Origin of the sequence: Streptomyces sp. NPDC002328 (genome assembly GCF_042890065.1) — a bacterium.
In the GTDB taxonomy this organism is placed as follows: domain Bacteria; phylum Actinomycetota; class Actinomycetes; order Streptomycetales; family Streptomycetaceae; genus Streptomyces.
The window spans coordinates 199,726-224,103 of record NZ_JBIARQ010000010.1 but is presented as its reverse complement, the minus strand read 5'-3'; the positions used below and the strand labels follow the sequence as shown (position 1 = coordinate 224,103).

The 24,378-nt window shown below is 71.5% G+C and carries 23 protein-coding genes and 1 riboswitch; of the genes, 9 read left to right on the top strand and 14 right to left on the bottom strand.

The genetic code is table 11. The features are described from left to right. Positions 1–64 precede the first annotated feature (64 nt). Positions 65–724 (top strand): YceI family protein, encoded by a 660-nt coding sequence (locus tag ACFYX4_RS25005; protein WP_389337409.1) that lies wholly within the window; start codon positions 65–67, stop codon positions 722–724. A gap of 108 nt (positions 725–832) precedes the next feature. On the opposite strand, the gene ACFYX4_RS25000 is transcribed toward ACFYX4_RS25005, so the two are convergent. Continuing rightward, positions 833–2,272: a gamma-aminobutyraldehyde dehydrogenase gene (locus tag ACFYX4_RS25000; protein ID WP_389337406.1), complete on the bottom strand. Its 1,440-nt coding sequence runs from the start codon at positions 2,270–2,272 to the stop codon at positions 833–835. A gap of 166 nt (positions 2,273–2,438) precedes the next feature. On the opposite strand from ACFYX4_RS25000, the gene ACFYX4_RS24995 reads away from it, so the two are divergent. The 7 genes from ACFYX4_RS24995 to ACFYX4_RS24965 all read left to right on the top strand — a co-directional run bounded on the left by ACFYX4_RS24995 (position 2,439) and on the right by ACFYX4_RS24965 (position 9,674). Continuing rightward, positions 2,439–2,954, top strand: coding sequence for an Lrp/AsnC family transcriptional regulator (locus tag ACFYX4_RS24995; RefSeq protein ID WP_389337403.1), 516 nt, complete (start codon positions 2,439–2,441; stop codon positions 2,952–2,954). A 19-nt stretch (positions 2,955–2,973) separates the two neighbouring features. Then, positions 2,974–4,338 (top strand): aspartate aminotransferase family protein, encoded by a 1,365-nt coding sequence (locus ACFYX4_RS24990; RefSeq protein WP_389337400.1) that lies wholly within the window; start codon positions 2,974–2,976, stop codon positions 4,336–4,338. Between the two features lie 275 nt (positions 4,339–4,613). Next, positions 4,614–5,354, top strand: a complete 741-nt coding sequence (locus ACFYX4_RS24985; RefSeq protein ID WP_389337397.1) for an ABC transporter ATP-binding protein — start codon at positions 4,614–4,616, stop codon at positions 5,352–5,354. Continuing rightward, positions 5,336–6,925, top strand: a complete 1,590-nt coding sequence (locus ACFYX4_RS24980) for a hypothetical protein (RefSeq protein ID WP_389337394.1) — start codon at positions 5,336–5,338, stop codon at positions 6,923–6,925. Before ACFYX4_RS24985 ends, ACFYX4_RS24980 begins: the two co-directional genes overlap by 19 nt. A gap of 218 nt (positions 6,926–7,143) precedes the next feature. Further along, positions 7,144–7,563, top strand: a complete 420-nt coding sequence (locus tag ACFYX4_RS24975; protein ID WP_389337391.1) for a VOC family protein — start codon at positions 7,144–7,146, stop codon at positions 7,561–7,563. A gap of 56 nt (positions 7,564–7,619) precedes the next feature. Continuing rightward, positions 7,620–8,750 carry an LOG family protein gene (locus tag ACFYX4_RS24970; protein WP_389337388.1) on the top strand — a complete coding sequence of 377 codons (1,131 nt, stop codon included), beginning with the start codon at positions 7,620–7,622 and terminating at the stop codon, positions 8,748–8,750. Positions 8,751–8,909: 159 nt separating this feature from the next. Further along, positions 8,910–9,674, top strand: a complete 765-nt coding sequence (locus ACFYX4_RS24965) for an LAETG motif-containing sortase-dependent surface protein (RefSeq protein ID WP_389337385.1) — start codon at positions 8,910–8,912, stop codon at positions 9,672–9,674. Positions 9,675–9,775: 101 nt separating this feature from the next. Here ACFYX4_RS24965 and ACFYX4_RS24960 read toward each other — a convergent pair whose 3' ends face one another. The 10 genes from ACFYX4_RS24960 to rpsB all read right to left on the bottom strand — a co-directional run bounded on the left by ACFYX4_RS24960 (position 9,776) and on the right by rpsB (position 20,395). Next, on the bottom strand, positions 9,776–10,795 hold the full coding sequence (locus ACFYX4_RS24960) for an ABC transporter ATP-binding protein (RefSeq protein WP_389337382.1): 1,020 nt from the start codon (positions 10,793–10,795) through the stop codon (positions 9,776–9,778). Then, positions 10,795–12,414 carry an ABC transporter permease gene (locus ACFYX4_RS24955; protein ID WP_389337379.1) on the bottom strand — a complete coding sequence of 540 codons (1,620 nt, stop codon included), beginning with the start codon at positions 12,412–12,414 and terminating at the stop codon, positions 10,795–10,797. The genes ACFYX4_RS24960 and ACFYX4_RS24955 overlap by 1 nt, the downstream gene beginning before the upstream one ends. A gap of 44 nt (positions 12,415–12,458) precedes the next feature. After that, positions 12,459–13,547: a thiamine ABC transporter substrate binding subunit gene (locus tag ACFYX4_RS24950; protein ID WP_389337376.1), complete on the bottom strand. Its 1,089-nt coding sequence runs from the start codon at positions 13,545–13,547 to the stop codon at positions 12,459–12,461. Between the two features lie 80 nt (positions 13,548–13,627). Next, positions 13,628–13,734, bottom strand: a riboswitch (TPP riboswitch). A 27-nt stretch (positions 13,735–13,761) separates the two neighbouring features. Then, positions 13,762–14,868: a 23S rRNA (adenine(2503)-C(2))-methyltransferase RlmN gene (gene rlmN, locus ACFYX4_RS24945; RefSeq protein ID WP_389337373.1), complete on the bottom strand. Its 1,107-nt coding sequence runs from the start codon at positions 14,866–14,868 to the stop codon at positions 13,762–13,764. Between the two features lie 58 nt (positions 14,869–14,926). Next, on the bottom strand, positions 14,927–15,499 hold the full coding sequence (locus tag ACFYX4_RS24940; protein WP_389337370.1) for a GNAT family N-acetyltransferase: 573 nt from the start codon (positions 15,497–15,499) through the stop codon (positions 14,927–14,929). An 86-nt stretch (positions 15,500–15,585) separates the two neighbouring features. Next, complete coding sequence (locus ACFYX4_RS24935; protein ID WP_389337366.1) at positions 15,586–16,806, bottom strand: phosphatidate cytidylyltransferase; 1,221 nt, start codon at positions 16,804–16,806, stop codon at positions 15,586–15,588. Beyond that, the gene (gene frr, locus ACFYX4_RS24930; protein WP_044388432.1) at positions 16,806–17,363 is read right to left on the bottom strand and encodes a ribosome recycling factor; all 558 of its coding nucleotides are present in this window, start codon (positions 17,361–17,363) and stop codon (positions 16,806–16,808) included. The genes ACFYX4_RS24935 and frr overlap by 1 nt, the downstream gene beginning before the upstream one ends. Positions 17,364–17,536: 173 nt before the next feature. Continuing rightward, positions 17,537–18,295: a UMP kinase gene (pyrH, locus tag ACFYX4_RS24925; RefSeq protein ID WP_389337362.1), complete on the bottom strand. Its 759-nt coding sequence runs from the start codon at positions 18,293–18,295 to the stop codon at positions 17,537–17,539. Between the two features lie 188 nt (positions 18,296–18,483). Then, entirely contained in the window at positions 18,484–19,320 is an 837-nt protein-coding gene (gene tsf / locus ACFYX4_RS24920; RefSeq protein WP_389337359.1) for a translation elongation factor Ts, read from the bottom strand. 157 nt (positions 19,321–19,477) lie between these two features. Continuing rightward, positions 19,478–20,395: a 30S ribosomal protein S2 gene (rpsB, locus tag ACFYX4_RS24915; protein ID WP_389337356.1), complete on the bottom strand. Its 918-nt coding sequence runs from the start codon at positions 20,393–20,395 to the stop codon at positions 19,478–19,480. Positions 20,396–20,665: 270 nt separating this feature from the next. Here rpsB and ACFYX4_RS24910 point away from each other — a divergent pair, with 270 nt between their 5' ends. Next, positions 20,666–21,259 (top strand): murein hydrolase activator EnvC family protein, encoded by a 594-nt coding sequence (locus tag ACFYX4_RS24910; protein WP_389337353.1) that lies wholly within the window; start codon positions 20,666–20,668, stop codon positions 21,257–21,259. Positions 21,260–21,278: 19 nt separating this feature from the next. Here the strand turns inward: ACFYX4_RS24910 and ACFYX4_RS24905 are convergent, their stop codons facing one another. The 3 genes from ACFYX4_RS24905 to dprA all read right to left on the bottom strand — a co-directional run bounded on the left by ACFYX4_RS24905 (position 21,279) and on the right by dprA (position 24,317). Further along, complete coding sequence (locus tag ACFYX4_RS24905; protein WP_389337611.1) at positions 21,279–21,833, bottom strand: TetR/AcrR family transcriptional regulator; 555 nt, start codon at positions 21,831–21,833, stop codon at positions 21,279–21,281. A gap of 118 nt (positions 21,834–21,951) precedes the next feature. Next, positions 21,952–22,794, bottom strand: coding sequence for an RNA polymerase sigma factor WhiG (gene whiG, locus ACFYX4_RS24900; protein WP_389337350.1), 843 nt, complete (start codon positions 22,792–22,794; stop codon positions 21,952–21,954). A 344-nt stretch (positions 22,795–23,138) separates the two neighbouring features. Further along, positions 23,139–24,317 (bottom strand): DNA-processing protein DprA, encoded by a 1,179-nt coding sequence (gene dprA / locus ACFYX4_RS24895; RefSeq protein ID WP_389337347.1) that lies wholly within the window; start codon positions 24,315–24,317, stop codon positions 23,139–23,141. Positions 24,318–24,378: the final 61 nt, after the last annotated feature.

The window sequence follows — 24,378 nt, the reverse complement described above, 5'->3', positions numbered from 1 at the left end:
ACCGTGTGCGCGAGTGTCGAAGGTGGCTTGCGGCCGTTTTCGGGGTCCCGTAAGTACCTGAAGCATGAACTTGTTCACCCGTGCTGCGTCCCTGCGCCGCCCGGCTCCCCCCACGGCCTCCCAACTCCCCGACGACGAAGCGGCTTTCGCCTCCTCCTCCCCGAGGGATCCCGCTCTGGCGGCGCTGACCGGGGAATGGATGATCGACCCGGCCCACAGCCGCATCGGCTTCTCCGTCCGCCACGCCATGGTGACGACCGTGCGCGGGGCGTTCACGGAATACCAGAGCCGGCTCTGGTTCGACGGGCGCGACCCGGCCCGCTCACGGGCCGAGATCGTGCTGTCCACCGCCTCCGTGGACACCGGTGTGGAGCAGCGCGACGCCCATCTCGTCGGCCGTGACTCCCTGGACGCGGCGACCTATCCCCGAATGCGCTTCATCAGCAAGGCCGTTCGCCGTACGGGCAGCGACGTCTACCGCATGACCGGCGACCTCACCATCAAGAGCGTCACCCGCCCCGTCGACCTGGAGCTCACCTACATCGGGCGGGTCACCGACCCGTTCGGGTACGAGCGGGTGGGCTTCGACGGCACGACCACCATCGACCGCTCCGACTGGGGCCTGACGTACAACACGAGACTCGCGGAGGGGGGAGCCATGGTGAGCGAGAAGGTGCGCCTCCAGTTCGACATCGCCGCGATCCGCAGCGGTTCCGGCGGCTGAGCGCGGGCGTCCCCCTGGCGGTCCGGGCGGCCGAGACGGACGTCCCCCTGCGGACCGGCCGTGGGACCGGCCCGCAGGGGGATGCAACCGCCCTTGCCCTCGCGGGAGTTACGCGTCGAGCGACGTCATCACGTGCTTGATCCGCGTGTAGTCGTCGAAGCCGTACCCCGAAAGGTCCTTGCCGTAGCCGGACTTCTTGAAGCCGCCGTGGGGCATCTCGGCGACCAGCGGGATGTGGGTGTTAATCCACACGCAGCCGAAGTCGAGCTTCTTGCTCATCCGCATCGCGCGGCCGTGGTCCTTGGTCCACACCGAGGAGGCGAGGGCGTACTCGACGCCGTTGGCCCACTCCACCGCCTGGTCCTCGTCGTTGAAGGACTGGACGGTGATGACCGGGCCGAAGACCTCGTTCTGGACGATCTCGTCGTCCTGCTTGAGGCCCGAGACGACGGTCGGCGCGTAGAAGTAGCCCTTCTCGCCGACCTGGTGGCCGCCCGCCTCGACCTTGGCGTGGGCGGGGAGGCGCTCGATGAAGCCGGAGACCTGCTTGAGCTGGTTGGGGTTGTTCAGCGGGCCGAAGAGGACGTCCTCGTCGTCCGGCTGCCCCGTCTTCGTCTCGGCGGCGGCCTTGGCGAGCGCGGCCACGAACTCGTCGTGGATGGCCTCCTGGACGAGGACCCGGGTGGCCGCCGTACAGTCCTGGCCGGCGTTGAAGAAGCCCGCCACCGAGATGTCCTCGACGGCCTTGGGGATGTCGGTGTCGTCGAAGACCACGACCGGGGCCTTGCCGCCGAGCTCCAGGTGGACCCGCTTGAGGTCCTTGGACGCCGACTCGGCGACGGACATGCCCGCGCGCACGGAACCGGTGATGGAGGCCATCGCCGGAACCGGGTGCTCGACCATCAGGCGGCCGGTGTCGCGGTCGCCGGTGATGACGTTGAAGACGCCCTTGGGGAGGATCCCCCCGATGATCTCGGCGATCAGGACCGTGGACGCGGGAGTGGTGTCCGACGGCTTCAGCACGACCGTGTTGCCCGCCGCGATCGCCGGGGCGAACTTCCACACGGCCATCATCATCGGGTAGTTCCACGGCGCGACCTGCGCGCAGACGCCGACCGGCTCCCGGCGCACGATCGAGGTCAGGCCCTCCATGTACTCGCCGGCGCTGCGCCCCTCCAGCATCCGGGCCGCGCCCGCGAAGAAGCGGATCTGGTCGACCATCGGCGGGATCTCCTCGGAGCGGGTCAGCCCGACGGGCTTGCCCGTGTTCTCCACCTCGGCCGCGATGAGTTCCTCGGCGCGCTCCTCGAAGGCGTCCGCGATCTTCAGCAGGGCCTTCTGGCGCTCGGCCGGGGTGGTGTCGCGCCAGCCCGGGAACGCCGCCTCGGCGGCCCGCATCGCGGCGTCCACGTCCGCCTGTCCGGACAGCGGGGCGGTCGCGTACGCCTCGCCGGTCGCGGGGTTGACCACCTCGGTGGTCCGTCCGTCGGCGGCATCCCGGAACTCACCGTCGATGTAATTGCGCAGACGACGCAGCTCGGTGCTCACTGCCGGCCCTCCAGTTCGCGTGTGTCCAATGGCTGAGACACCCACCCTAGTCCGTGCCCCGACGTTTTCAACACCCCTGATCCCATCGGGGCTGCGAAATCCGCAGGACTCGACGATGTAAACAACGAATTTCATCGCCTCGGCCTTGCGAAACTGTCGAGAGGTCGTGCACAGTGAGCCCGTGGCCAGTCGAAGCGCAGAGCAGCGGGACTCCCGCGAGTCCAGGAACGGCGCCCCCCATCTGGATGCCGTCAGCCTCGCCATCATCGAGCAGCTCCAGGAGGACGGCCGCCGGCCGTACGCCGCGATCGGCAAGGCCGTCGGCCTGTCGGAGGCGGCCGTGCGCCAGCGCGTCCAGAAGCTGCTCGACCAGGGCGTGATGCAGATCGTCGCCGTCACGGACCCGCTCACCGTGGGATTCCGCCGGCAGGCGATGGTCGGCATCAACGTCGAGGGCGACGTGGAGAAGATCGCGGAGGCGCTCACCGAGATGGCCGAGGTCGAGTACGTGGTGATGACCGCGGGCTCGTTCGACATCCTCGCCGAGATCGTCTGCGAGGACGACGACCACCTGCTGGACGTCATCAACAAACGCATGCGGACCCTGCCCGGCGTGCGCTCCACCGAGAGCTTCGTTTACCTGAAGCTGAAGAAGCAGACCTACATGTGGGGAACCCGATAACCGTGAGGACCCGATAACCGTGGACAGCAAGGACCTCAGCCGCACCGCGTACGACCACCTGTGGATGCACTTCACCCGCATGTCCTCGTACGAGAACTCCCCCGTCCCGACCATCGTCCGTGGCGAGGGGACGTACATCTACGACGACAAGGGCAGGCGCTACCTCGACGGTCTCGCCGGCCTGTTCGTGGTCCAGGCCGGTCACGGCCGCACGGAACTCGCGGAGACCGCGTTCAAGCAGGCGCAGGAGCTGGCGTTCTTCCCGGTCTGGTCCTACGCCCACCCCAAGGCCGTGGAGCTGGCGGAACGGCTCGCCCACCACGCCCCAGGCGACCTGAACAAGGTCTTCTTCACCACCGGCGGCGGCGAGGCGGTCGAGACCGCCTGGAAGCTCGCCAAGCAGTACTTCAAGCTCACCGGCAAGCCGACCAAGTACAAGGTGATCTCCCGCGCGGTCGCCTACCACGGCACCCCGCAGGGAGCCCTGTCCATCACCGGCCTGCCGGGGCTGAAGGCCCCCTTCGAGCCGCTGGTGCCGGGCGCGCACAAGGTGCCGAACACCAACATCTACCGCGCGCCGATATTCGGCGACGACCCGGAGGCCTTCGGCCGCTGGGCCGCCGACCAGATCGAGCAGCAGATCCTCTTCGAGGGCCCGGAGACGGTCGCCGCGGTCTTCCTGGAGCCCGTGCAGAACGCCGGCGGCTGCTTCCCGCCCCCGCCCGGCTACTTCCGGCGGGTCCGCGAGATCTGCGACCAGTACGACGTGCTGCTCGTCTCGGACGAGGTCATCTGCGCCTTCGGCCGCCTGGGCACCATGTTCGCCTGCGACAAGTTCGACTACGTCCCGGACATGATCACCTGCGCCAAGGGCATGACCTCCGGGTACTCCCCGATCGGCGCGTGCATCATCTCCGACCGCCTGGCCGAGCCGTTCTACAAGGGCGACAACACCTTCCTGCACGGCTACACCTTCGGCGGCCACCCCGTCTCGGCGGCCGTGGGCCTCGCCAACCTCGACCTGTTCGAGCGGGAGAACCTCACCCAGCACGTGCTGGACAACGAGGGCGCGTTCCTGTCGACCCTCCAGAAGCTGCACGACCTGCCGATCGTCGGCGACGTCCGCGGCAACGGCTTCTTCTACGGCATCGAACTCGTCAAGGACAAGGCGACCAAGGAGTCCTTCGACGCCGAGGAGACCGAGCGCGTCCTGTACGGCTTCCTGTCCAAGGCCCTCTTCGACAACGGCCTGTACTGCCGGGCCGACGACCGCGGCGACCCGGTCGTCCAGCTCGCGCCGCCGCTGATCTCGAACCAGGAGACCTTCGACGAGATCGAGCAGATCCTGCGCGCGACGCTGACGGAGGCCTGGACGAAGCTCTGACCCTCCCCCGGGTCATGTGACCTCGCCTCGGATCAGCGGATCGACCGCTCAGCACACCAGCTGATCATCCGATCCGCCGATCAGCTGATCGACCCCGGCCCCGGCGCCGTCCGTTCGAGTGAGAAACGGCGGCCCGGGGCCGTGTGCTGTCCGCGAGCCCGCCATGGGGTGCCTAGCGTGCACGTGACCGATCGGCCCCGCCTTCGTTCCCCCGGACGGGGGAACACACGGGGGATCGGCACGCGAACTACGGATCTGAACCGAGGTGTACGCCCATGGAGGCCCCGCCGGACAACGACGTGCTGTGGGCACGGTCCCTGCACTTCACTCACGACGACGGCTCCCCCGCGCTCGGCGGGATCTCGCTCGGCGTGCGCGAGGGCGAGATCCTCGCCGTCACCGGCCCGCGCGGCAGCGGCAAGACGACCCTGCTGCACTGTCTGTCGGGCCTCGTCCGCACCCAGCGCGGCGAGGTGTGGTTCAACAGCGTCCCCGTGCACACCATGGGCCCGCTCGCCCGGGAACGGCTGCGCCGCGACCGCTTCGGCTGGATCGACCCGGTCCCGGCGCTCGTCCCGGAGCTCAACGTCTGGGAGAACGCGGCGCTCCCCCTGATGCTGCGCGGCACCAGCCGCCGCCGCGCCAAGGTCGCCGCCCTGGAGTGGCTGGAGCGTCTCGACGTCGGCGACCGGGCCCGCTGCCGCCCGCACGAACTGACCCAGGCGGAACGCCAGCGCGTGTGCATCACCCGCGCCCTCGCCCCGGCCCCGTCGGTCCTCTTCGCCGACGAGCCGACCGCGCCCCTGCACCGCGCCGACCGCGCCCATGTGCTGCGCACCCTCACCACGGCGGCACGCTCGCACGGCATCACCGTCGTCCTCGCCACCCACGACGCGGACACCGCGGCCCTCGCCGACCGCACGGTGACCCTGCTCGACGGGCGAGAGGTGAAGACGATCCACCTCCCGCCCGTCGCCGAGACGGAAGGCCGGGCGGCGTGCTCGCTCTCCGCCTGACCCGCAGCGCCCACCCCGCCGTCCAGCTCCGCCGCCTGATGGTGGCGGCGGCCTCGGCGGGCACCGGCTTCCTCCTTCTGTGCGCCCTCGGCCACGCGCTGTCCCACCCGGACACCCCGGGCGCGTCCGCGCTCCGGCTGGCCTGGTGCGCGGTCCCGCTGGCCGCCACGGCCCACCTCGCCGTCGCGGTGGCCCGCACCGACCCCGGCACCCGGCCGCGCCCCGGACTGGCGGCGATCGGCCTGGGCCCCGGCCGCCTGATGGCGATCTCGGCCACCACGACGGCCCTCGCCACCGCCCTCGGCTCCCTCCTCGCCCTGCTGGTCTTCCTCCACCTGCGCGGCGACCTCACGGGCATGCCCTTCGACGGAGCGGCGGCCCCGGCCCTCGCCGCGGACACCCCCCTTCCCCTCCCCGCCACCCTGACCCTCCTCACCCTCCTCCCCCTCACCGCGTCGACCTCGGTGGCCCTGACCCTCCGCCCACGCGACAGCCGAACGCGGACAACACCCCCCGCAAAACCAGGCACCCCCATCCCCCGCATCACCCTGACCCGCCGCCCCCAGAAAGACAGCATCCGAGGGCGCGCGGCGCGGGGCACCACCCAACCCACGCAGCCTGCGGGCAGTCGTGCCGCTGGGGCGATGGGGGTCCCCCCGCTCGAGCGAAGCCGAGAGCGGGGGAGGGTGGGCGCAGGCGGCAACCGGCCGGCGCCGGACAGCGACACCCCACCCCCGGGCACCCCACACCCCGCCCGGACGACAGGCATCCCCCCGCTCATGCTGAGCAGGGGCGGCCACGCAAAGTCCGGCGCGACCGACATCCCCCCGACCTCGACCCTGTCCCACGGCACCCCCCAGACGCCGGACGCCCAATCCACCCCCCGGCCCAGCTCAACAGCCCCCACGGACGACGCCCTCCCCACCCCCACACCCCCCAACCCCACCGCCCTCCCCTGGGGCGCAGCCCTCCTCGCCGCCGGCCTGGCAGTAGAGGCCTACGCCGCCCGCACCACCACAACGGCAACCGGCGGCACCGACCTCACCCTCCCCGGCGGCCCCACCGGCCCCGCCACGGTCCTGGCCGGCTGGGCCCTCACCGTCCTGGGCCTCGCCCTGGCCGGCCCCGGCCTCACCCACCTCTGCGGCCGCCTCCTCCAGGCCGCCCGCCCCGGCGCGCTGCGCCTGCTGGCCGGCCGAGGCCTGATGCAGGAGGCGTCCCGCATCGGCCGCCCCCTCGGCATCCTCTGCGCCGTGGTCTCCGGCGTGTACACCATGTCGGCGCTGCACGACGCCATCGACCCCGCCGACCCCGCGAGCCTCGCCTTCGGCGGCCCCCTGGCCACCCTCGGCACCGCCCTCGTCGCCGGCTGCGCCCTCGCCACGCTCCTCACCACGGCCGTGGAGGCCCGTCAGGCCCGCGCCGACACCACCGCCGCCCTGCTCCGCCTCGGCGCTCCCAGCACCGCGCTGCGCAGCGCCGCGGCCCTCCGCGCCGGCGCGCTCGCCGCCCTGTTCGTCCCGCTCACCCTGACCGTGGCCGAACTGGCGTCCCTCCCCCTGACCGGCTGACCCACCCGACGAACCCACCCGATGAACCCGCGCAGAACACCCGCGCAGAACACCCGCGCAGAACACCCGCGCAGAACATCCGCGCAGAACACCCGCGCGAAAAACCCGGTGAGAAAAGTCCCCGCCCACCGATGAGTTCCGAACAACCCCCCGGTCTACAGAACCGAACGCACCGAGCACCACCCGCTCGCCGCAGGAACACCGATGGGAGAGACCCGATGACCGCCCGCGCCTACCAGCAGATGATCTTCGTCAACCTGCCCGTGAACGACCTCGACGCCTCGAAGAAGTTCTTCACCGAGCTGGGCTACGCGCTCAACCCCCAGTTCAGCGACGACAACGCGGCCTCCGTGGTCATCAGCGACACCATCGTGGCGATGCTGCTCACCAAGCCGTTCTACGCGACCTTCACCAAGAAGGAGATCGCGGACGCCACGAAGACCAGCGAGGTCCTCATCGCGCTGAGCGCCGAGAGCCGCGAGAAGGTCGACGAACTGGTCGACCGCGCCCTGTCGCTGGGCGGCAGCCCCGCCGGCGAGACGCAGGACCACGGCTTCATGTACGGCCGTTCCTTCGACGACCTCGACGGCCACACCTGGGAGGTCGTCTGGATGGACCCGGCGACCGTCCAGGACTGACCGCACGTCCGCCGAAGACCGACCGCCCACCCGGCGGCGCGGCCTAGCATGGGCGGGTGCAACCCACCACACCCGCCCAGCCGTTCGACGGTTCCCACGACCGTGAGATCGAGTCCCTCGCCGAGTTCGACGAGACGGTGGCAGCCCACGGCACGCTGGCCCGCTACCGTGTCCAGGCGGTCGACCTGACGGCCCGTACGGACGTCCTCCTCACCCTGGACACCACGGGCTCCGTCTTCCTCGGCTGCCCGATGGCCCCGGAGGCGGAGGCGAGGGCGCGCGCCGGCGGGGCCCTGGTCTTCCCGCCCGTCCCCGGCCTCTCCTTCGACCCGTACCGGGGCTTCGTCTACTCCCCCGACGAGTTGTTCGCGTCCCTGCGCGAGGGCGGCTACGAGGCGACCCCCGACGCCCGCGCCTACGCCTGGTTCCAGCGGACGAAGGCCGACGGCGACGTCTACGCCTCGATGCTCCGCTCGATCCACGACGACGCCGTCTCGGACGCCCTCGACGAACTCCTCGTCGGCGCACGGGTGGTGGGCGTGATGGGCGGCCACGCCATGGCCCGCGGCACGGACGCCTACGCCGGCGCGGCCCGCCTCGGCCGCGAACTCGCCCGCGCCGGGCTCACCGTCGCGACCGGCGGCGGCCCCGGCGCGATGGAGGCGGCCAACCTCGGCGCGTACGCGGTCCCCTTCGCCGACGGCATGCTCACCGAGGCGCTGCAACTCCTGGCCAAGGTGCCGCAGTTCACGCCCTCGGTCACCGACTGGGCGTCGGCCGCCTTCGAGGTGCGGGCCCGCTGGCCGCACGGCGGCCCCTCCGTCGGCATCCCCACCTGGTTCTACGGCCACGAGCCGCCGAACCCGTTCGCCGCGCACATCGCCAAGTACTTCTCCAACGCCACGCGCGAAGACGGCCTGCTGGCCCGCTGCACCGCGGGCGTCGTCTTCCTGCCGGGCGCCGCCGGGACCGTGCAGGAGGTGTTCGACAACGCGACGCCCAACTACTACGAGTCGCGCGGCGAGCCCACGCCGATGGTGCTCGTGGACCGGGCGCACTGGACGGAGCGGCTGCCGGCGTGGCCGTTGCTGCGGGCGCTCGCCCGGGAGCGTTCGATGGAGGGTCGAATAGCCCTGGTTGACCGGATCGAGGAGGCCCCGGAGGCGTTGAAACGTCTCGGCGGTTAATGAGCGGGCAAAGCCGAGGGCCGTGAACCCTTCCCGCATTGACAGTACTTATGGAACGCTTATAGACCTGTGAGCCCCCTGGGGTTGCTGCGACGCCAGCATCGGGGGCGTCACCGGACCCTCCACCCCCCGCAGTCGCGCATCACGTAAAGGACAAACGTGTCCCCATTCCGCCGTAACGCCGCTCTTTCGGGGCGCATCCTCGGTGTCACCGCGGCCTCGGCCGCCCTCGTGCTCGGGGCCTCGGGCTCCGCGCTGGCCGGCGACATAGCGGACTTCTCCGCGACCGCCTCCTGTGACGGCGCGAAGGGCGTCATCACCGTCACCGACAAGGACGCGACGGCGATCCCGGCCGTCGTCACGGTGTTCCTCCAGAACAACAACGCCGACCTCCGGCAGGTCGGCACGCCGCAGACGGTCATCGGCTCGGCCAAGGGCGCCACCGTCACCTTCGCCGAGGACTGGGAGCCGGGCGCCGTCTACCGGGTCCACGTCACAGCCGTCGACGCGGACCTGAACGCCGACATCACGCCCAACCTCACCACCCCGGCCAAGGGCTGCGCCGCAGCCGAGAAGCCCACCACTCCCACCACGCCCACCGCCCCGGCGACGACACCGTCGTCGACGCCGTCCGACACCGCCTCCTCACCCGCCGCGTCCGGGACGCCGTCGCCGTCGCCGTCGCCCTCGGGCTCCGCCTCGGCGGACGACGACAGCACGCCGTCGGACGACGCCGGGTCGGGCGCCGTCGCGGGCACGGGATCGAGCAACGCCCCGTCGCCCGGTCTCGGCGAGTCCAACCTGGCCGAGACCGGCGCCGACTCCCACACCGGTCTGGTCGCCGGCATCGCGGCCGCCCTGGTCGCCGTCGGCGGCGGAGCGGTCTTCTTCGGCATGCGCCGCAGGGGCACCGGCAACCGCTGAGCCCCGCACCGCACCGACCGTGGCCCGTCCCCCTGGGGGCGGGCCACCCGTGCGTCGATGCCCCTAAGGCCGGCCGCGTACGCGGCGGGCGAGGGCCGTCCTCAGTCGAGGACGACGATCTCCGTCGCGTCGAACGTCACGCCGACCGTGTCCCCGACCTCCGGCGCGAGCCGCAGCGCGCAGGCCGCTTCCAGGCGGGGCGCGTCGTCCGGCTGGAGGTGGAGGGCGACATGGGTTCCCTTGAAGGTGCGGGCGGCGACCGTGCAGCGCAGCCCCTCCTCCGCGTCGGCCAGGCGCACCCCGGCGGGACGGACGAGCAGCGTGCGCGCGCCCTGCGGGGAGCCAGGCGGGACCGGCGTCTTGCCCCACGGGGTGTCCGCGGCCTCCCCGGCGACGCTCGCCTCGACGACGTTGTCGAAGCCGAGGAAGCGGGCCACGAAGGCGTCCGCCGGCCGCTGCCACACCTCAAGGGGCGTGCCGGACTGGGCGATCCGCCCGTCCCGCATCACCACGACCCGGTCGGCCAGCGCGAACGCCTCGCCCTGGTCGTGGGTGACCGCGAGCACGGTGGTGCCCAACCGGCCGAACAGCTCCCGCAGTTCGACGACCAGCCGCTCCCGCAGCGACCGGTCGAGCTGACCGAGCGGCTCGTCGAGCATCAGCAGCCGGGGGCGGGGCGCGAGCGCGCGGGCCAGCGCCACCCGCTGCTGCTCGCCGCCGGAGAGCGCGGCGACGGCCCGGCGGGCGGCGCCCGGGAGGCCGACGAGGTCCAGCAACTCCCGCACCCGCTGCGTCTGTTGCTGCTTGCCGGTGCCGTGCATGCGCAGCCCGAAGGCCACGTTGCCGCCCACGTCCCGCTGCGGGAAGAGCTGGTGGTCCTGGAACATCAGGCCCAACTCCCGCTTGTGCGCGGGCACTCCTGACTGGTCCCGCCCGTCGAGCAGCACCCGCCCGGCGTCGAGGGGCTGGAGCCCGGCCACCGCCCGCAGCAGCGTGGACTTGCCGCTGCCGCTGGGCCCGAGCACGCACACCACCTCGTGCTCGGCGACGTCGAGGTCGACGCCGTCGAGCACGGCCCGCTCCCCGAACCGCACGGTCGCGCCCGCAAGCCGCAGCAGCATCAGAACTCCCCGGTCCGGTCGGTGCGCAGCCGCTCCAGCACCAGCAGGGCCACCGCGCACACCAGCATCAGAATCGTCGAAAGGGCCATCGCCTGGCCGTAGTTGAGCTCACCCGCGCGCCCCAGGAGCCGGGCCACGGCGACCGGCAGCGTCGGGTTGTCGGGCCGGGCGATGAACACCGTCGCCCCGAACTCCCCGAGCGACACGGCGAAGGCGAACCCGGCCGCGACCAGCAGCGCCCGCCGCACCATCGGCAGGTCGACCTCCCGCCACACCCGCCACGGCGACGCCCCGAGCACGGCCGCCGCCTCCCGCAGCCGTACGTCCACCGCCCGCAGCACCGGCAGCATGGTCCGCACGACGAAGGGCACGCCCACCAGCGCCTGCGCGAGCGGCACCAGGATCCAGGCCTCGCGCAGGTCGAGCGGAGGCTCGTCGAGCGTGATCAGGAAACCGAAGCCGACGGTCACCGCGGAGACGCCCAGCGGCAGCATCAGCAGCGCGTCGAAGCCCCGCACGAGGCGGCCCGCGCCGCTCCGGGTCAGCGCGGCGGCGGCCAGTCCGCCGATCAGCACGGCGATCGCGGTGGCGGCGAGGGCGTACTCGAGGGAGTTGCCGACCGCCTCGATCGGCGGGACCAGGAAGACGTTGCCGTCGTCCGAGGTCAGTGCCCGGTAGTAGGCGAAGTCCGGCGCGTCGAAGGAGCGTTGCACGAGCACCGCGAGCGGCAGCAGGAGCAGCGCGACGATCGTGACGAGGACGCCCGCCAGCAGCGCCCACTGTCCCGCGCCGCGCGGCCGTCGCGCCGTCATGGACGCGTCCACCAGCCGCAGCGCGCTCTCCCTGCGCCGGACCGTCCAGGCGTGCACGGCGAGGATCGCGCCCACCGCGACGAACTGCACGAGGGTCAGGACGGCGGCCGTGGACAGGTCGAAGATCTCCGAGGTCTGCCGGTAGATCTCCACCTCCAGCGTGGAGAAGGTGGGCCCGCCGAGGATCTGGACCACGCCGAAGGAGGTGAAGGTGAACAGGAAGACCATCAGCGCGGCGGCGGCCACGGCCGGCGCGAGCGCCGGGAGGGTCACCCGCCGCCACGCCCCGAAGGGCGAGGCCCCCAGCATCCGCGCCGCCTCCTCCTGCCGGGGGTCGAGCTGCGCCCACAGCCCGCCCACGGTCCGTACGACGACCGCGTAGTTGAAGAAGACGTGCGCGAGCAGGATCGCCCACACGGTGGTGTCCAGCCGTACGCCCCACAGCTCGTCGAGCAGTCCGCCGCGCCCGACCAGTGCCAGGAACGCCGTGCCGACGACGACCGTCGGCAGCACGAACGGCACGGTGACGACGGCCCGCAGCACCTCCTTGCCGGGGAAGGCGAAGCGGGCGAAGACATAGGCGGCGGGCAGCGCGAGCAGCAGGGTGAGCGCGGTGGAGGCGAGCGCCTGCCAGGTGGTGAACCACAGGACGTGCCGGATGTCGGACTGGCCGAGCACGTCGAGGAGCCGGCCGAACCGCCATCCGCCGTGGCCCTCGCCGTCCCCGTCGCCGTTCAGTCCGCGCGAGACGATCGCGGCGACGGGGTAGGCGAAGAAGACGCCGAAGAACGCGACGGGCAGGGCCATCAGCCCGAGCCGCGCCGCGTTCCCGGTGCGTCGCCGGCGGGTGGCTACTTCAGGACGAGCGAGGTCCACGTCTTGACCCACTGGTCGCGGTCCGCGGCGATCTTCGCCGGGTCCATGGTCTCGGGATCCTGGGCGGCGGGCCCGTACTTCGTGAACTCGGCGGGCACGGCCGCGCCCTTGACCACCGGGTAGACGAACATGTTGAGCGGCATGTCCTCCTGGAACTGCTTCGAGACCAGGAAGTCGATCAGGGCCTTGCCGCCCGCGCTGTTCTTCGCGTTGCTCAGCAGCCCCGCGAACTCGACCTGCCGGAAGCAGGTGCCGGTCGCGACGCCGGTCGGGGCGGTGGCGGGCTTCGGGTCGCCGAAGATCACCTCGGCGGGCGGGGAGGAGGCGTAGGAGACGACGAGCGGCCGGTCGGCGCCGGCCTTCTTGCCGCCGGCCGAACCGGAGAACTCCTCGTTGTAGGCCTGGTCCCAGCCGTCGACGACCTTGACGCCGTTGGCCTTGAGCTTCTTCCAGTACGCCTCCCAGCCGGCGTCCCCGTACTTCGCGGCGGTGCCGAGCAGGAAGCCGAGGCCGGGCGAGGAGGTGGAGGCGTTCTCGGTGACCAGGAGGTCCTTGTAGGCGGGCTTGACCAGGTCGTCGAAGGTGGCGGGCGGGGCCAGCCTCCGGTCGGCGAAGTACTTCTTGTCGTAGTTGACGCAGATGTCGCCGTGGTCGACCGGGGTGACCCGGTGCTTGTCCCCGTCGAGCCGGTACTCCGCGCCGACCTGGTCGAGGCCCTTGGCCGCGTACGGCTGGAACAGGTCGTTGTCGAGGGCGCGGGACAGGAGCGTGTTGTCGACGCCGAAGAAGACGTCGCCCTGCGGGTTGTCCTTGGTGAGGATCGCCTTGTTGACGGCCTGCCCGGCGTCGCCGTCCTCGAGGACCCGGACCTTGTACCCGGTCTGCTTCTCGAATTCGGGAAGCACGTTCTTGGAGACGGCCCACGAGCTGTGGCTGACGAGGGTGACGGTCTTGGAGCCGCCGTCCGAGCCGGAGCCCGAGTCGCCGGACGACGACGAACCGCACGCGGACAGCGTGACGAGGCCGAGGCTGACGGCCGCGGCGGCGAACGTCCTGGTGTGCACTGGATTCCTCCTGGGGGTGACCAGGAAGAGACGCGGCCCTGCCCGGGACCCGCGAGGGGAGCCCGGGCAGGGCGCAACAGCTCGAGTGATGACCGAACTTCCTACCCAGAATGACCTGGGCGAGGTTCAGAGGGTCTGCGGCCGGTTGCCGCACTCTCAGCGCTGTGGCGCTCCCCTGTCGGAATACGAAGGTATGAAGTTGTCTCGGAACAGACTACCGCTCGGTCGCCGCGAGCTGGCCACAGGCCCCGTCGATCTCCTGGCCCCGGGTGTCCCGGATGGTGACGGGCACGCCGTGCGCCGCGATGGCCTCGACGAACGCCTTCTCGTCCTCGGGCCGGGAGGCGGTCCACTTGGAGCCGGGCGTCGGGTTCAGCGGGATGAGGTTGACGTGCACGGGACGGCCCTTGAGCAGCCGGCCGAGCCGGTCGCCGCGCCAGGCCTGGTCGTTGATGTCACGGATCAGCGCGTACTCGATGGACAGGCGCCGCCCGGACTTCTCCGCGTACTCGAACCCGGCGTCGAGCACCTCGCGTACCTTCCACCGCGTGTTCACGGGGACGAGGGTGTCGCGAAGCTCGTCGTCGGGGGCGTGCAGCGAGATCGCGAGCCGGCACTTGAAGCCCTCGTCGGAGAACCGGTGGATGGCCGGCACCAGCCCGACCGTCGAGACGGTGATCCCGCGCTGCGAGAGCCCGAGCCCGTCGGGCGCGGGGTCGGTGAGCGCGCGGATGGAGCCGACGACCCGCTTGTAGTTGGCGAGGGGCTCGCCCATGCCCATGAACACGATGTTGGACAGCCGGGCCGGACCGCCGGGGACCTCGCCGTCGCGCAGCGCGCGCATGCCGTCCACGATCTGGTGCACGATCTCGGCGGTGGACAGGTTCCGGTCCAGGCCGGCCTGCCCGGTCGCGCAGAACGGGCAGTTCATGCCGCATCCCGCCTGCGAGCTGATGCACATGGTCACCCGGTCCGGGTACCGCATCAGCACCGACTCCACGAGCGTCCCGTCGAACAGCCGCCACAGCGTCTTGCGGGTCGTGCCCTGGTCCGTCGACAGATGCCGTACGACGGTCATCAGCTCCGGCAGCAGCGCCTCGCGCAGCTTCTCGCGCGCGCCGGCCGGGATGTCGGTCCACTCGGCCGGATCGTGCGCGTACCGCGCGAAGTAGTGCTGCGACAGCTGCTTCGCCCGGAACGGCTTCTCACCGATCTCCGCCACCGCCTCCTTCCGCTCGGCGGGCGAGAGGTCGGCGAGGTGCCGCGGCGGCTTCTTGGCTCCGCGGGGGGCGACGAATGTGAGTTCTCCGGGCTTAGGCATGGCTGTACCAGTGTGGCAGATCCAATCGGGTGAGGTTCCGCCCCGCCGCCGGCGGCGGTCAGCTCAGGGCGAGGCGCATCAGGATCCTCGGGTGGCCGGCCAGCACGGAGGTGGTGTCCGCGGCGTGGACGAAGCCGGCGCGTTCGAAGTTCTTCCGCAGGCCGGCGTAGGCCATCGTGAGGTCGACCCGGGCGTCGCCGTTGTCGAGGGGGTACGCCTCGATCGCCGGGGCGCCCTGGGCGCGGGCGAACTCCACCGCGCCCTCGATGAGCGCGTGGGAGACGCCCCGCTTGCGGTGACCGGGGCGGACCCGGACGCACCACAGCGACCACACCGGCAGGTCGTCGACGTGCGGGATCTTGCGGTTGCGCGCGAAGGATGTCTCGGCGCGCGGCGCGACGGCGGCCCAGCCGACCGGCACGTCACCGTCGTAGGCCAGCACCCCGGGCGGGCGCTCCGCACGGCACAGCCCTTCGACGTACTCGCCGCGGGCTTCTCCGCGCAGTTCGTTGTTGAGCCTGGACGGGATCCGGTAGCTCAGGCACCAGCACACGCCGGCCCCCGCCGACTTCGGCCCGAGCACGGCGCGCACGTCCTCGAAGACCGCGGCGGGACGAACCTCTGTGTCCATGCCCACACGATGTCACAACGAACGCGGCGGGCCCCCGCCCAGGACAGGACGGGGGCCCGTGCGCTGCACGTGTCGCGAGGGGCGGATCAGCCGGAGCCCACGAAGAGGACCAGCAGCAGCCAGACCACCGGGGCCGTCGGCAGGAGGGAGTCAAGCCGGTCCATGATGCCGCCGTGGCCGGGCAGGAGCGTGCCCATGTCCTTGATGCCGAGGTCCCGCTTGATCATGGACTCGCCGAGGTCGCCGAGCGTGGCGCTGACCGCTACCGCGAGGCCCAGCAGCAGCCCCTGCCACCAGGTGCCGCCGTCGATCATGAACTGCATGCACAGCGCGCCCGCGACCATCGCGAACGCCACCGCCCCGAGCAGGCCCTCGCGGGTCTTCCCGGGGCTGATGCGCGGGGCGAGCTTGTGCTTGCCGAAGCGCCAGCCGACGGCGTACGCGCCGGTGTCGCTGACCACCGTCAGCAGCAGGAACATGAGCACGCGCTGCGCGCCGTCCTCGGCCGTCAGCATCAGGGAGACGAAGGTGGCCAGGAACGGGACGTAGAAGGCCGCGAAGAGACCGGCCGTGACGTCCTTGAGGTAGCCCTCCGGCGGTTCCGTCATCCGCCAGACGAGGACCGCGAGCGCGGTCAGGGCCATGGCGACCCACGCGCCCTCGGTGCCCCGGAAGTACCCGGCGAAGACCATCGCCGCGCCGCCGATGGCGAGCGGCACGAGCGGCGCCTTGATCCCCTTGCGTTCCTGGAGCCTGCTGGTCAGCTCCCACAGCCCGACCACGACGGCGATCGCTATGACGCCGACGAACACGGCCTTGACGACGAACAGCGACGCGACGATCACCGCGCCGAGGCCGACGCCGACTCCTATGGCCGCGCCCAGGTCACGGCCCGCGCTCTTCTTCTGCGGTGCGGGCGCAGGCTGTGGGGCGTCGGGCATGGGCTCCGGATTCTGCGGCGCCGCCGCAGGGGGCTGCGCCGACGAGGTCTCGTCGCGGTACGGGGCGTCGCCGCCGCGGCGGCTCCCGTCGCGGAGGGACTCGTTGCGGAACGACGCGTCGCTGAACGGCGTGTCGTCCCGGAACGAAGGGCCGCCCGGCCGAGCGGCCCCCCGGTCGTCATCCTGGTGTCCGCCGTGAGCGGGTACGTCGGGGACGATGGGCATGGGGCGAGTCTGCTGCGCCTCAGGCGCATCGTACGCGGGACCCGCCGGGGCGGCCCCCCGGACAGGTCCCTGGTCGTTGGGCCCCCAGTACCCCGCCTGTGAACCGGCGTGCGGCGGAGCGCCCCAGGAAGAGTCGTTCATCAGACCTCGAGCAGCTCCGCTTCCTTGTGCTTGAGGAGCTCGTCCACCTGGGCGACGTACTTCGCGGTGGTGTCGTCGAGCTCCTTCTCCGCACGGCGGCCCTCGTCCTCGCCGACCTCGCCGTCCTTGACGAGCTTGTCGATCGCGTCCTTGGCCTTGCGGCGGACGGAGCGGATGGACACCTTGGCGTCCTCGCCCTTGCCCTTGGCGACCTTGATGTACTCGCGGCGGCGCTCCTCGGTGAGCTCGGGGAACACCACACGGATGATGTTGCCGTCGTTGCTCGGGTTGACGCCCAGGTCGGAGTCGCGGATCGCCTGCTCGATGTTGCGCAGCGCGCTCTTGTCGAACGGGGTCACGACCGCCATGCGCGGCTCCGGCACGGAGAACGAAGCCAGCTGGTTGATCGGCGTCGGCGCGCCGTAGTAGTCGGCCACGATCTTGTTGAACATCGCCGGGTGCGCACGGCCGGTGCGGATCGCGGCGAAGTCCTCCTTGGCGACCACGACGGCCTTCTCCATCTTCTCCTCGGCCTCGAGGAGGGTCTCTTCGATCACCACTTGCTCCTGCGTGTCTTGAGTAGGCCCGGCTGCGGTTCCTTGCGGGGGCGGCGGCCGGCTGCGTCGCGTCTTCTTCCTGCACGGTTCCCGACCGGCAGGACATTGTCCATCCCCTGACCAGGGTCCGTCCCCCGGTCAGGTGTTGTCGTACGAACCGCGGTCCGAACCGGTCAGGCCCGGCCGCCTTGGTCACCCACAAGCGTGCCGATCTTCTCACCCTTGACGGCCCGCGCGATATTGCCCTCGGCCAGAAGCTCGAAGACGAGGATCGGGAGCTTGTTGTCGCGGCACAGCGTGACCGCGGTGGCGTCGGCGACCTTCAGCTCGCGCGTGATGACCTCGCCGTAGCCGAGGGAGTCGAACCGGACCGCCTCCGGGTTGATCTTCGGGTCGGAGTCGTAGACGCCGTCCACGCCGTTCTTGCCCATCAGGAGCGCCTCGGCGTCGATCTCCAGGGCGCGCTGGGCTGCGGTGGTGTCGGTGGAGAAGTACGGCATGCCCATGCCGGCGCCGAAGATGACCACGCGGCCCTTCTCCAGGTGCCGCACGGCGCGCAGCGGGATGTACGGCTCGGCGACCTGGCCCATGGTGATGGCGGTCTGGACCCGGCTGTCGATGCCCTCCTTCTCCAGGAAGTCCTGGAGGGCGAGGCAGTTCATCACGGTGCCGAGCATGCCCATGTAGTCCGAACGGGCCCGGTCCATGCCGCGGACCTGGAGCTCGGCGCCGCGGAAGAAGTTGCCGCCGCCGATGACGACGGCGATCTCCGCGCCGTCGCGCACCACGGCCGCGATCTCGCGGGCGATCTTGTGCACCACATCGGGGTCCACGCCCAGGCCGCCGCCACCGGAGAACGCCTCTCCGGACAGCTTCAGCAGGAACCGGCCGCGTACCTTGCCGTCGTCGCTCTTCTGGGGCTTGGTGGTCATGGGAGATCCCGCCTCTTTCACGTGGTGCACATACGAAGAAGGCCATTGCCGGTGGGGTGTCGTTCGCATCCCATGCGCGGCAATGGCCTCCTCGTCAGATCTGCTGTCGTCCGTCACGCGCGCGTGACGGCGTACGCGGACGACTCACGTCGACCCTATAGGGGTCGCGCGTCGATCGCGGTACGGACTCAGATGCCGACCTTGATGCGCGAGAAGCGCTTCAGGGTGACACCGGCCTCGTCCAGGACCTTCTGGACGGACTTCTTGTTGTCGAGCGCGTACGGCTGACCGAGGACGGTGGCGTCCTTGAAGAAGCCGTTGAGGCGACCCTCGACGATCTTGGCGATCGCGGCCTCGGGCTTGCCCTCGGCGCGGGTGGTCTCCTCGGCGATGCGGCGCTCGGACTCGATGACGTCGGCCGGCACATCCTCCTTGGAGAGGTACTTCGGCGCGAAGGCGGCGATGTGCTGGGCGATGCCCTTGGCGACGTCGGCGTTCGGCTTGTCCAGCTCGACGAGGACACCGATCTGCGGGGGCAGGTCGGGCATCGTGCGGTGCATGTACGCGATGACGAAGCCGTCGGCGAACTGCGCGAAGCGGTCCAGGACGATCTTCTCGCCGAGGTTGGCGTTGGCCTCGTCCACGAACGCCTGGACGGTCTTGCCGGCCTCGATCTCGGAGCCGAGCAGGGCCTCGAGGTCGGCCGGGGAGGTCTTGGCGACGTGCTCGGCGATCGCGTTGGCGACGGCCTGGAACTTCTCGCCCTTGGCGACGAAGTCCGTCTCGCACTTCAGCTCGACCAGGACGCCGGAGGAGTTGTCGTCGGCGATGATCGAGACCACGGCGCCGTTCTCGGCGGAGCGGCCCTCGCGCTTGGCGACGCCCTTCTGGCCCTTGATACGGAGCGCCTCGACGGCCTTCTCGACGTTGCCCTCGGCCTCGTCCAGCGCCTTCTTGCAGTCCATCATGCCGGCGCCGGTGAGCTCGCGGAGCTGCTTGACGTCGGCGGCGGTGTAGTTCGCCATGAGTCTGTGAATCTTTCTCGAAGTCTGGAAGATCGGAGATCTGCACGGTCTGCGACCTACAGGAAGCTGTAGACGTCCGACTCCGCGCTGACCTACGGGTGAACGGCGGGAGCGGATTTCATGTCACCGCTCCCGCCGTCAACGCTGACGCTGACGGTCAGGCCTGGTCGCCCTCGGCGGCCGGCGTCTCGGCAGCGGCCTCGGCCGCAGGCGCCTCGGCGGTCTCCGTCGCGGGGGCCTCGGCGGCGGCCTCGGCGGCCGGGGCCTCGGCGGTCTCCGCGGCGGGGGCCTCGTCGGCCTTCTTCTCGCCCTCGAGCAGGTCGCGCTCCCACGCGGCCAGCGGCTCGCCGGCGGCCTTGTCGCCCTTGTCGCCGGTGGCGACGCCGGAGCGGGCGATGAGGCCCTCGGCGACGGCGTCGGCGATCACGCGGGTGAGCAGGGTGACGGAGCGGATCGCGTCGTCGTTGCCCGGGATCTTGTAGTCGACCTCGTCGGGGTCGCAGTTGGTGTCGAGGATGGCGACGACCGGGATGTTGAGCTTGCGGGCCTCGCCGACCGCGATGTGCTCCTTCTTGGTGTCCACGATCCAGACGGCGCTGGGCACCTTGGACATCTCGCGGATACCGCCGAGGGTCTTCTCCAGCTTGGCCTTCTCACGCGAGAGGACCAGGAGCTCCTTCTTCGTCAGACCGGACGCGGCGACGTCCTCGAAGTCGATCTGCTCGAGCTCCTTGAGGCGCTGGAGGCGCTTGTAGACGGTCGAGAAGTTGGTGAGCATGCCGCCCAGCCAGCGCTGGTTGACGTAGGGCATGCCGACGCGGGTGGCCTGCTCGGCGATGGCCTCCTGCGCCTGCTTCTTCGTGCCGACGAACATGACCGTGCCGCCGTGGGCGACGGTCTCCTTGACGAACTCGTAGGCGCGGTCGATGTACGACAGCGACTGGAGCAGGTCGATGATGTAGATGCCGTTGCGCTCGGTGAAGATGAAGCGCTTCATCTTCGGGTTCCAGCGACGGGTCTGGTGACCGAAGTGGACGCCGCTTTCCAGCAGCTCCCGCATCGTGACGACGGCCATGGCCGTTCTCCTTGAGTTTCTCGGTTGTGCCGCGGGTGCCGGACGGCTCCCGCGCCTGACGCCCGCGACGCGCCGAGCCACGAAGGACCGAGGGGCGCTGACACCGACCGGTGAGGGTCTGGTGTTGGGGCGTGCGAAGTCGACCCGGTGACCCGGATCGCCAGAAGAAGTGTACGGGACCGGCGGGCCGCCGGGTGACGCCGCTGTCCACAACCGGACGCCGGTCCACAGGTTCCGGCGCGGCCGGCGGTTTCACGCCAGGCTTTCCGCATGAACGCGAAGCGGTGCGGGGGCCTGCTGCTGCTCCTGCTGATCACCCTGACGACGGCCGTGGCCCGGGCGGACCCAGCGCCGCCCGGATCCCCTTCCTCGCCGGGATCCCCTTCTCCGCCCGGATCCCCTTCCCCGCCGGTCCCGGCGATCGGCCGCGTCTGGCCGGTGGGCGTCCGCCCGCCGGTGCTGCGCGGCTGGGAGCCCCCGGCGACGGCGTACGCGCGCGGCCACCGGGGCGTGGACCTGGCGGCCTCCCCCGGCGCACCCGTCCGGTCGGTGGCGGCCGGCCGGGTCTCCTACGCGGGGCAGGTGGCGGGCAGAGGAGTCGTCTCCGTGGAACTCGCCGGCACCGACCTGAGAACGACCTACGAACCGGTGACGCCGTCCGTGCGCAAGGGCGATGAGGTCGCCGCGGGCGCACAGGTGGGAACGGTCCAGCCGACGGGCTCCCACTGCCCCACCACCTGCGTCCACTGGGGCCTGCGCCGCTCCCGGACCTACCTGAACCCCTTGTCCCTGCTCCCCGCCCGGCTGCTCCGCACGGACCCGCCCCGCCTGCTCCCGGTGCTGGGAGTTCCCCTCCCGTCGTAGCCGCCGGCTCAGCCGAACCTCAGCCCAGAACCCCCCGCAACACCATCCCCACGGCCGCCTCGGTCACCCCGCCGGACTCCTCCACGCCCAGCTCGATCCTCCGCACGGCCGCGTCCACCACCCCCTGCACCAGCATCGCCGCCAACCGGGGCTCCCGGTGCCCCATCTCCGCCAACGCCTCCACGATCATCGCCACGAGCCCCCCGTGCGCGGCGCGGATCTTCTCCCGCGCCCCCGCGTCCAGCTCGCTCGCCGAGATCGCCACCACGGCCCGGTGCCGCCGGTCCCCGACCAGCGCCAACTGCCGCCGCACATACGCCTCGACCTTGGCCGCCGACCCGTCCGCCGCGGCCATCGCCGCCTCGACCTCCGCCGCCCAGACGGGGAAGTCCACCTCGCACAGTTCCTCGACCACGGCCGCCCGCGACCGGAAGTACTCGTACACGGACGACCGCGCGAGTCCCGTCCGCTCGGCGAGGGCGGGGAAGGTCAGCGCCTCCGTCCCGCCCTCGGACAGCAACGACCGAGCCGCGTCCAGCAGGGCGGCTCGCTGCATCGTCCGGTGCTCGGCCACGGAGGCCGCTCGAATCCTTGGCACATCGACCACTTTACGGACGCCGCCCCTCCGGCGGGAGGGACTCGACCCTGCCGACCGCCGGCCGGTGTCCCGTCCGCCTCACCGTTCCGCCAGGTCAACGACCGAAGCTCGCCAGTTTCGCGCGCAACTGAAGCACGGATTTGGTGTGAATCTGACTGACCCTGCTCTCGGTGACCCCCAGCACGTTCCCGATCTCGGCCAGGGTCAGCCCCTCGTAGTAGTACAGCGTCACGACCGTCTTCTCCCGGTCGGGCAGGGTGTTGATGGCCCGCGCCAGGAACCTCCGCAGCTCCCGGTCCTCGGCCACCTCCACGGGGTCGTCCGCGGCTGTGTCCTCCAGCGTGTCCATCACGCTGAGCCCGTCCCCGCCCTCGGCCCCGACGTGCAGCAGCTCCTCCAGCGCGACCACGTTGGCCAGCGACAACTGACTGAACACGGCGTGCAGTTCGTCCACCGGGATGCCCAGTTCGGCGGCGACCTCCCCCTCCGACGGCGTCCGCCGCAGCCGCGCCTCCAGCGTCGCGTACGCCCGCTCCACGTTGCGCGCCTTCTGCCGCACCGAGCGCGGGATCCAGTCCAGCGCCCGCAGCTCGTCGATCATCGCGCCCCGGATCCGGGTGATCGCGTACGTCTCGAACTTGATCTCGCGGTCGAGGTCGAACTTCTCGATCGCGTCGATCAGCCCGAACACGCCCGAGGACACGAAGTCGGCCTGCTCCACATTGGGCGGCAGCCCCACGCTCACCCGCCCGGCCACGTACTTCACCAGGGGCGAGTAGTGCAGGATCAGCTGCTCCCGCAGCCGCTCGTCCCCCGTGGTCTTGTACGAGCGCCACAGCTCGTCGAGGGTCGAGGGAGCGGGCGGCCGCACGCTGCCACCGTCGCGGGCGGCTGGGGGGATCGCCGCCCGGTCGGACCCGGAGGTGTGCTGGGGCATTCGTCGCCTTGTGCCGTTCTGCCGTGGAGTACGTGACGTCGGGGGTACGGGGGGTACCTGGGGTACCTGGCTGAGATGAGCTGTCGATCTGCTGCGGATTGACTGCAAGCGTGGTGGAGTGACTCGGTGTGGTGCCGTGTGGCCGTTCTGTGACGGAATCCTCGTGAGCGTAGCGTGACTGGAGTGTCGCGGTGCGCGAAGGGCGTGGTCGGACCTGTGCGCGGACAGGGCCCGCCGGCCGCCGCCCAGGAGCACGCCGGTCGCCCCGGGCGACGGCGGCGGCGCGTCAACTGCGGTTGTTCCCGCGGCCGTCGACGTTCCCCCGGACGGCCGAACCCACCCGGTCAACACGGATCTCCACCCCGTCGGGAGGACATCACCGCCTGGCGTGTCAACTTCCAGTCGTCGCCATGTCGTTCGACGTACCCGAGTGCCCTGAGTTCGTACAGCCGGGCGATCGCGTCGTCCGGCGTGGTGCGCGCCTCGCGGGCGATCTCGCCCACGGGCGCGGCCCGCCGGGCGGGAAGCGCGGCGAGAACAGCGCGGGCGTCCGGTTCCAGCAGGTCGCGGGGGAGCGCCGGCGTCCGCCGCTCCGGGGCCAGCTCGCCCATGTCCCCGACCAGCTCGACGACCTCGGCGGCGTCGGTGACGAGCACCGCCTCCTCGCGCAGGAGTCCGTGCACCCCCGCCGACAGTCCGCTGGTGGCCGGTCCCGGCACCCCCATCGTGTGCCGGCCGAGCCGCCGCGCCGCCCGCGCGGTGACGAGGGAGCCGCTGCGGTGCGCCGCCTCGACCACGACGGTGCCTCGAGTGAGGGCGGCGATGACCCGGTTGCGCAGGATGAACCGGCTCGGCGTCGGATGGTCTCCCGGTGGCAACTCGCCCACCAGCAGGCCCTGTTCGGCGATCCTGTTGAGCAGCTCCGTGTGGCCGGGCGGATAGGGCCGGTCGACTCCGCAGGCCAGGACGGCGACCGTGGCGCCGCCCGCGCCGAGGGCGCCCCGGTGGGCCGCGCCGTCGACGCCGTAGGCTCCGCCGGAGACGACCACCCAGCCGCGCTCGGCGAGGCCCGCGGCGAGGGTGGCCGCCATGTGCGCGCCGTACTCGGTGCAGGCGCGGGCGCCGACGACGGCGACGGACCGCAGCGCCCATATGCGCAGGCTGGGGCCGCCCCGCACCCACAGGCCGAGCGGCCGGGCGTCCCCCAGGTCGTCCAGCGGGCCGGGCCACTCCGCGTCCCCCGGGCGGACGAACCGCACCCCCGCCTCCCGCGCCACGGCGAGGTCCCGCAAGGGCTCCGCCTCGGCCGCCCGCGCCCGCAGCCCCGCCCAGCGCCTGGGGCTCACCCCGGGCAGCGCCTCCCCGTTGCCGCGCAGCCGCCGAACCGCCTCAGGCGCTCCGTACTCGCGCACCCAGCGCCCGCCAATCTCGTCGCCCGGTTCGATGACCCGCGCGAGGAAAACCCGCGCAAGCCGCTCACCGTCCGTCTCGTCGAGCCGGCTCGCCCCACCGGGCCTGGCCACACCACCGCTCCTGCTCACGCCGCCGGGCCTGGCCACACCATCGGGCCTACTCACGCCGTCC

What these genes read in the sequence shown, in the direction of transcription:
- ACFYX4_RS24955 (WP_389337379.1), bottom strand. Translation starts at nt 12,414, where the DNA reads ATGGCCCTGCCCGTCGCGTTCTTCGGCGTCTTCTTCGCCTACCCCGTC.
- tsf (WP_389337359.1), bottom strand. Translation starts at nt 19,320, where the DNA reads ATGGCGAACTACACCGCCGCCGACGTCAAGCAGCTCCGCGAGCTCACC.
- rpsB (WP_389337356.1), bottom strand. Translation starts at nt 20,395, where the DNA reads ATGGCCGTCGTCACGATGCGGGAGCTGCTGGAAAGCGGCGTCCACTTC.
- rlmN (WP_389337373.1), bottom strand. Translation starts at nt 14,868, where the DNA reads ATGCCTAAGCCCGGAGAACTCACATTCGTCGCCCCCCGCGGAGCCAAG.
- ACFYX4_RS24940 (WP_389337370.1), bottom strand. Translation starts at nt 15,499, where the DNA reads ATGGACACAGAGGTTCGTCCCGCCGCGGTCTTCGAGGACGTGCGCGCC.
- whiG (WP_389337350.1), bottom strand. Translation starts at nt 22,794, where the DNA reads ATGCCCCAGCACACCTCCGGGTCCGACCGGGCGGCGATCCCCCCAGCC.
- ACFYX4_RS24960 (WP_389337382.1), bottom strand. Translation starts at nt 10,795, where the DNA reads ATGCTGCTGCGGCTTGCGGGCGCGACCGTGCGGTTCGGGGAGCGGGCC.
- pyrH (WP_389337362.1), bottom strand. Translation starts at nt 18,295, where the DNA reads ATGACCACCAAGCCCCAGAAGAGCGACGACGGCAAGGTACGCGGCCGG.
- ACFYX4_RS25005 (WP_389337409.1), top strand. Translation starts at nt 65, where the DNA reads ATGAACTTGTTCACCCGTGCTGCGTCCCTGCGCCGCCCGGCTCCCCCC.
- ACFYX4_RS24985 (WP_389337397.1), top strand. Translation starts at nt 4,614, where the DNA reads ATGGAGGCCCCGCCGGACAACGACGTGCTGTGGGCACGGTCCCTGCAC.
- ACFYX4_RS24935 (WP_389337366.1), bottom strand. Translation starts at nt 16,806, where the DNA reads ATGAACGACTCTTCCTGGGGCGCTCCGCCGCACGCCGGTTCACAGGCG.
- ACFYX4_RS24975 (WP_389337391.1), top strand. Translation starts at nt 7,144, where the DNA reads ATGACCGCCCGCGCCTACCAGCAGATGATCTTCGTCAACCTGCCCGTG.
- ACFYX4_RS24910 (WP_389337353.1), top strand. Translation starts at nt 20,666, where the DNA reads ATGAACGCGAAGCGGTGCGGGGGCCTGCTGCTGCTCCTGCTGATCACC.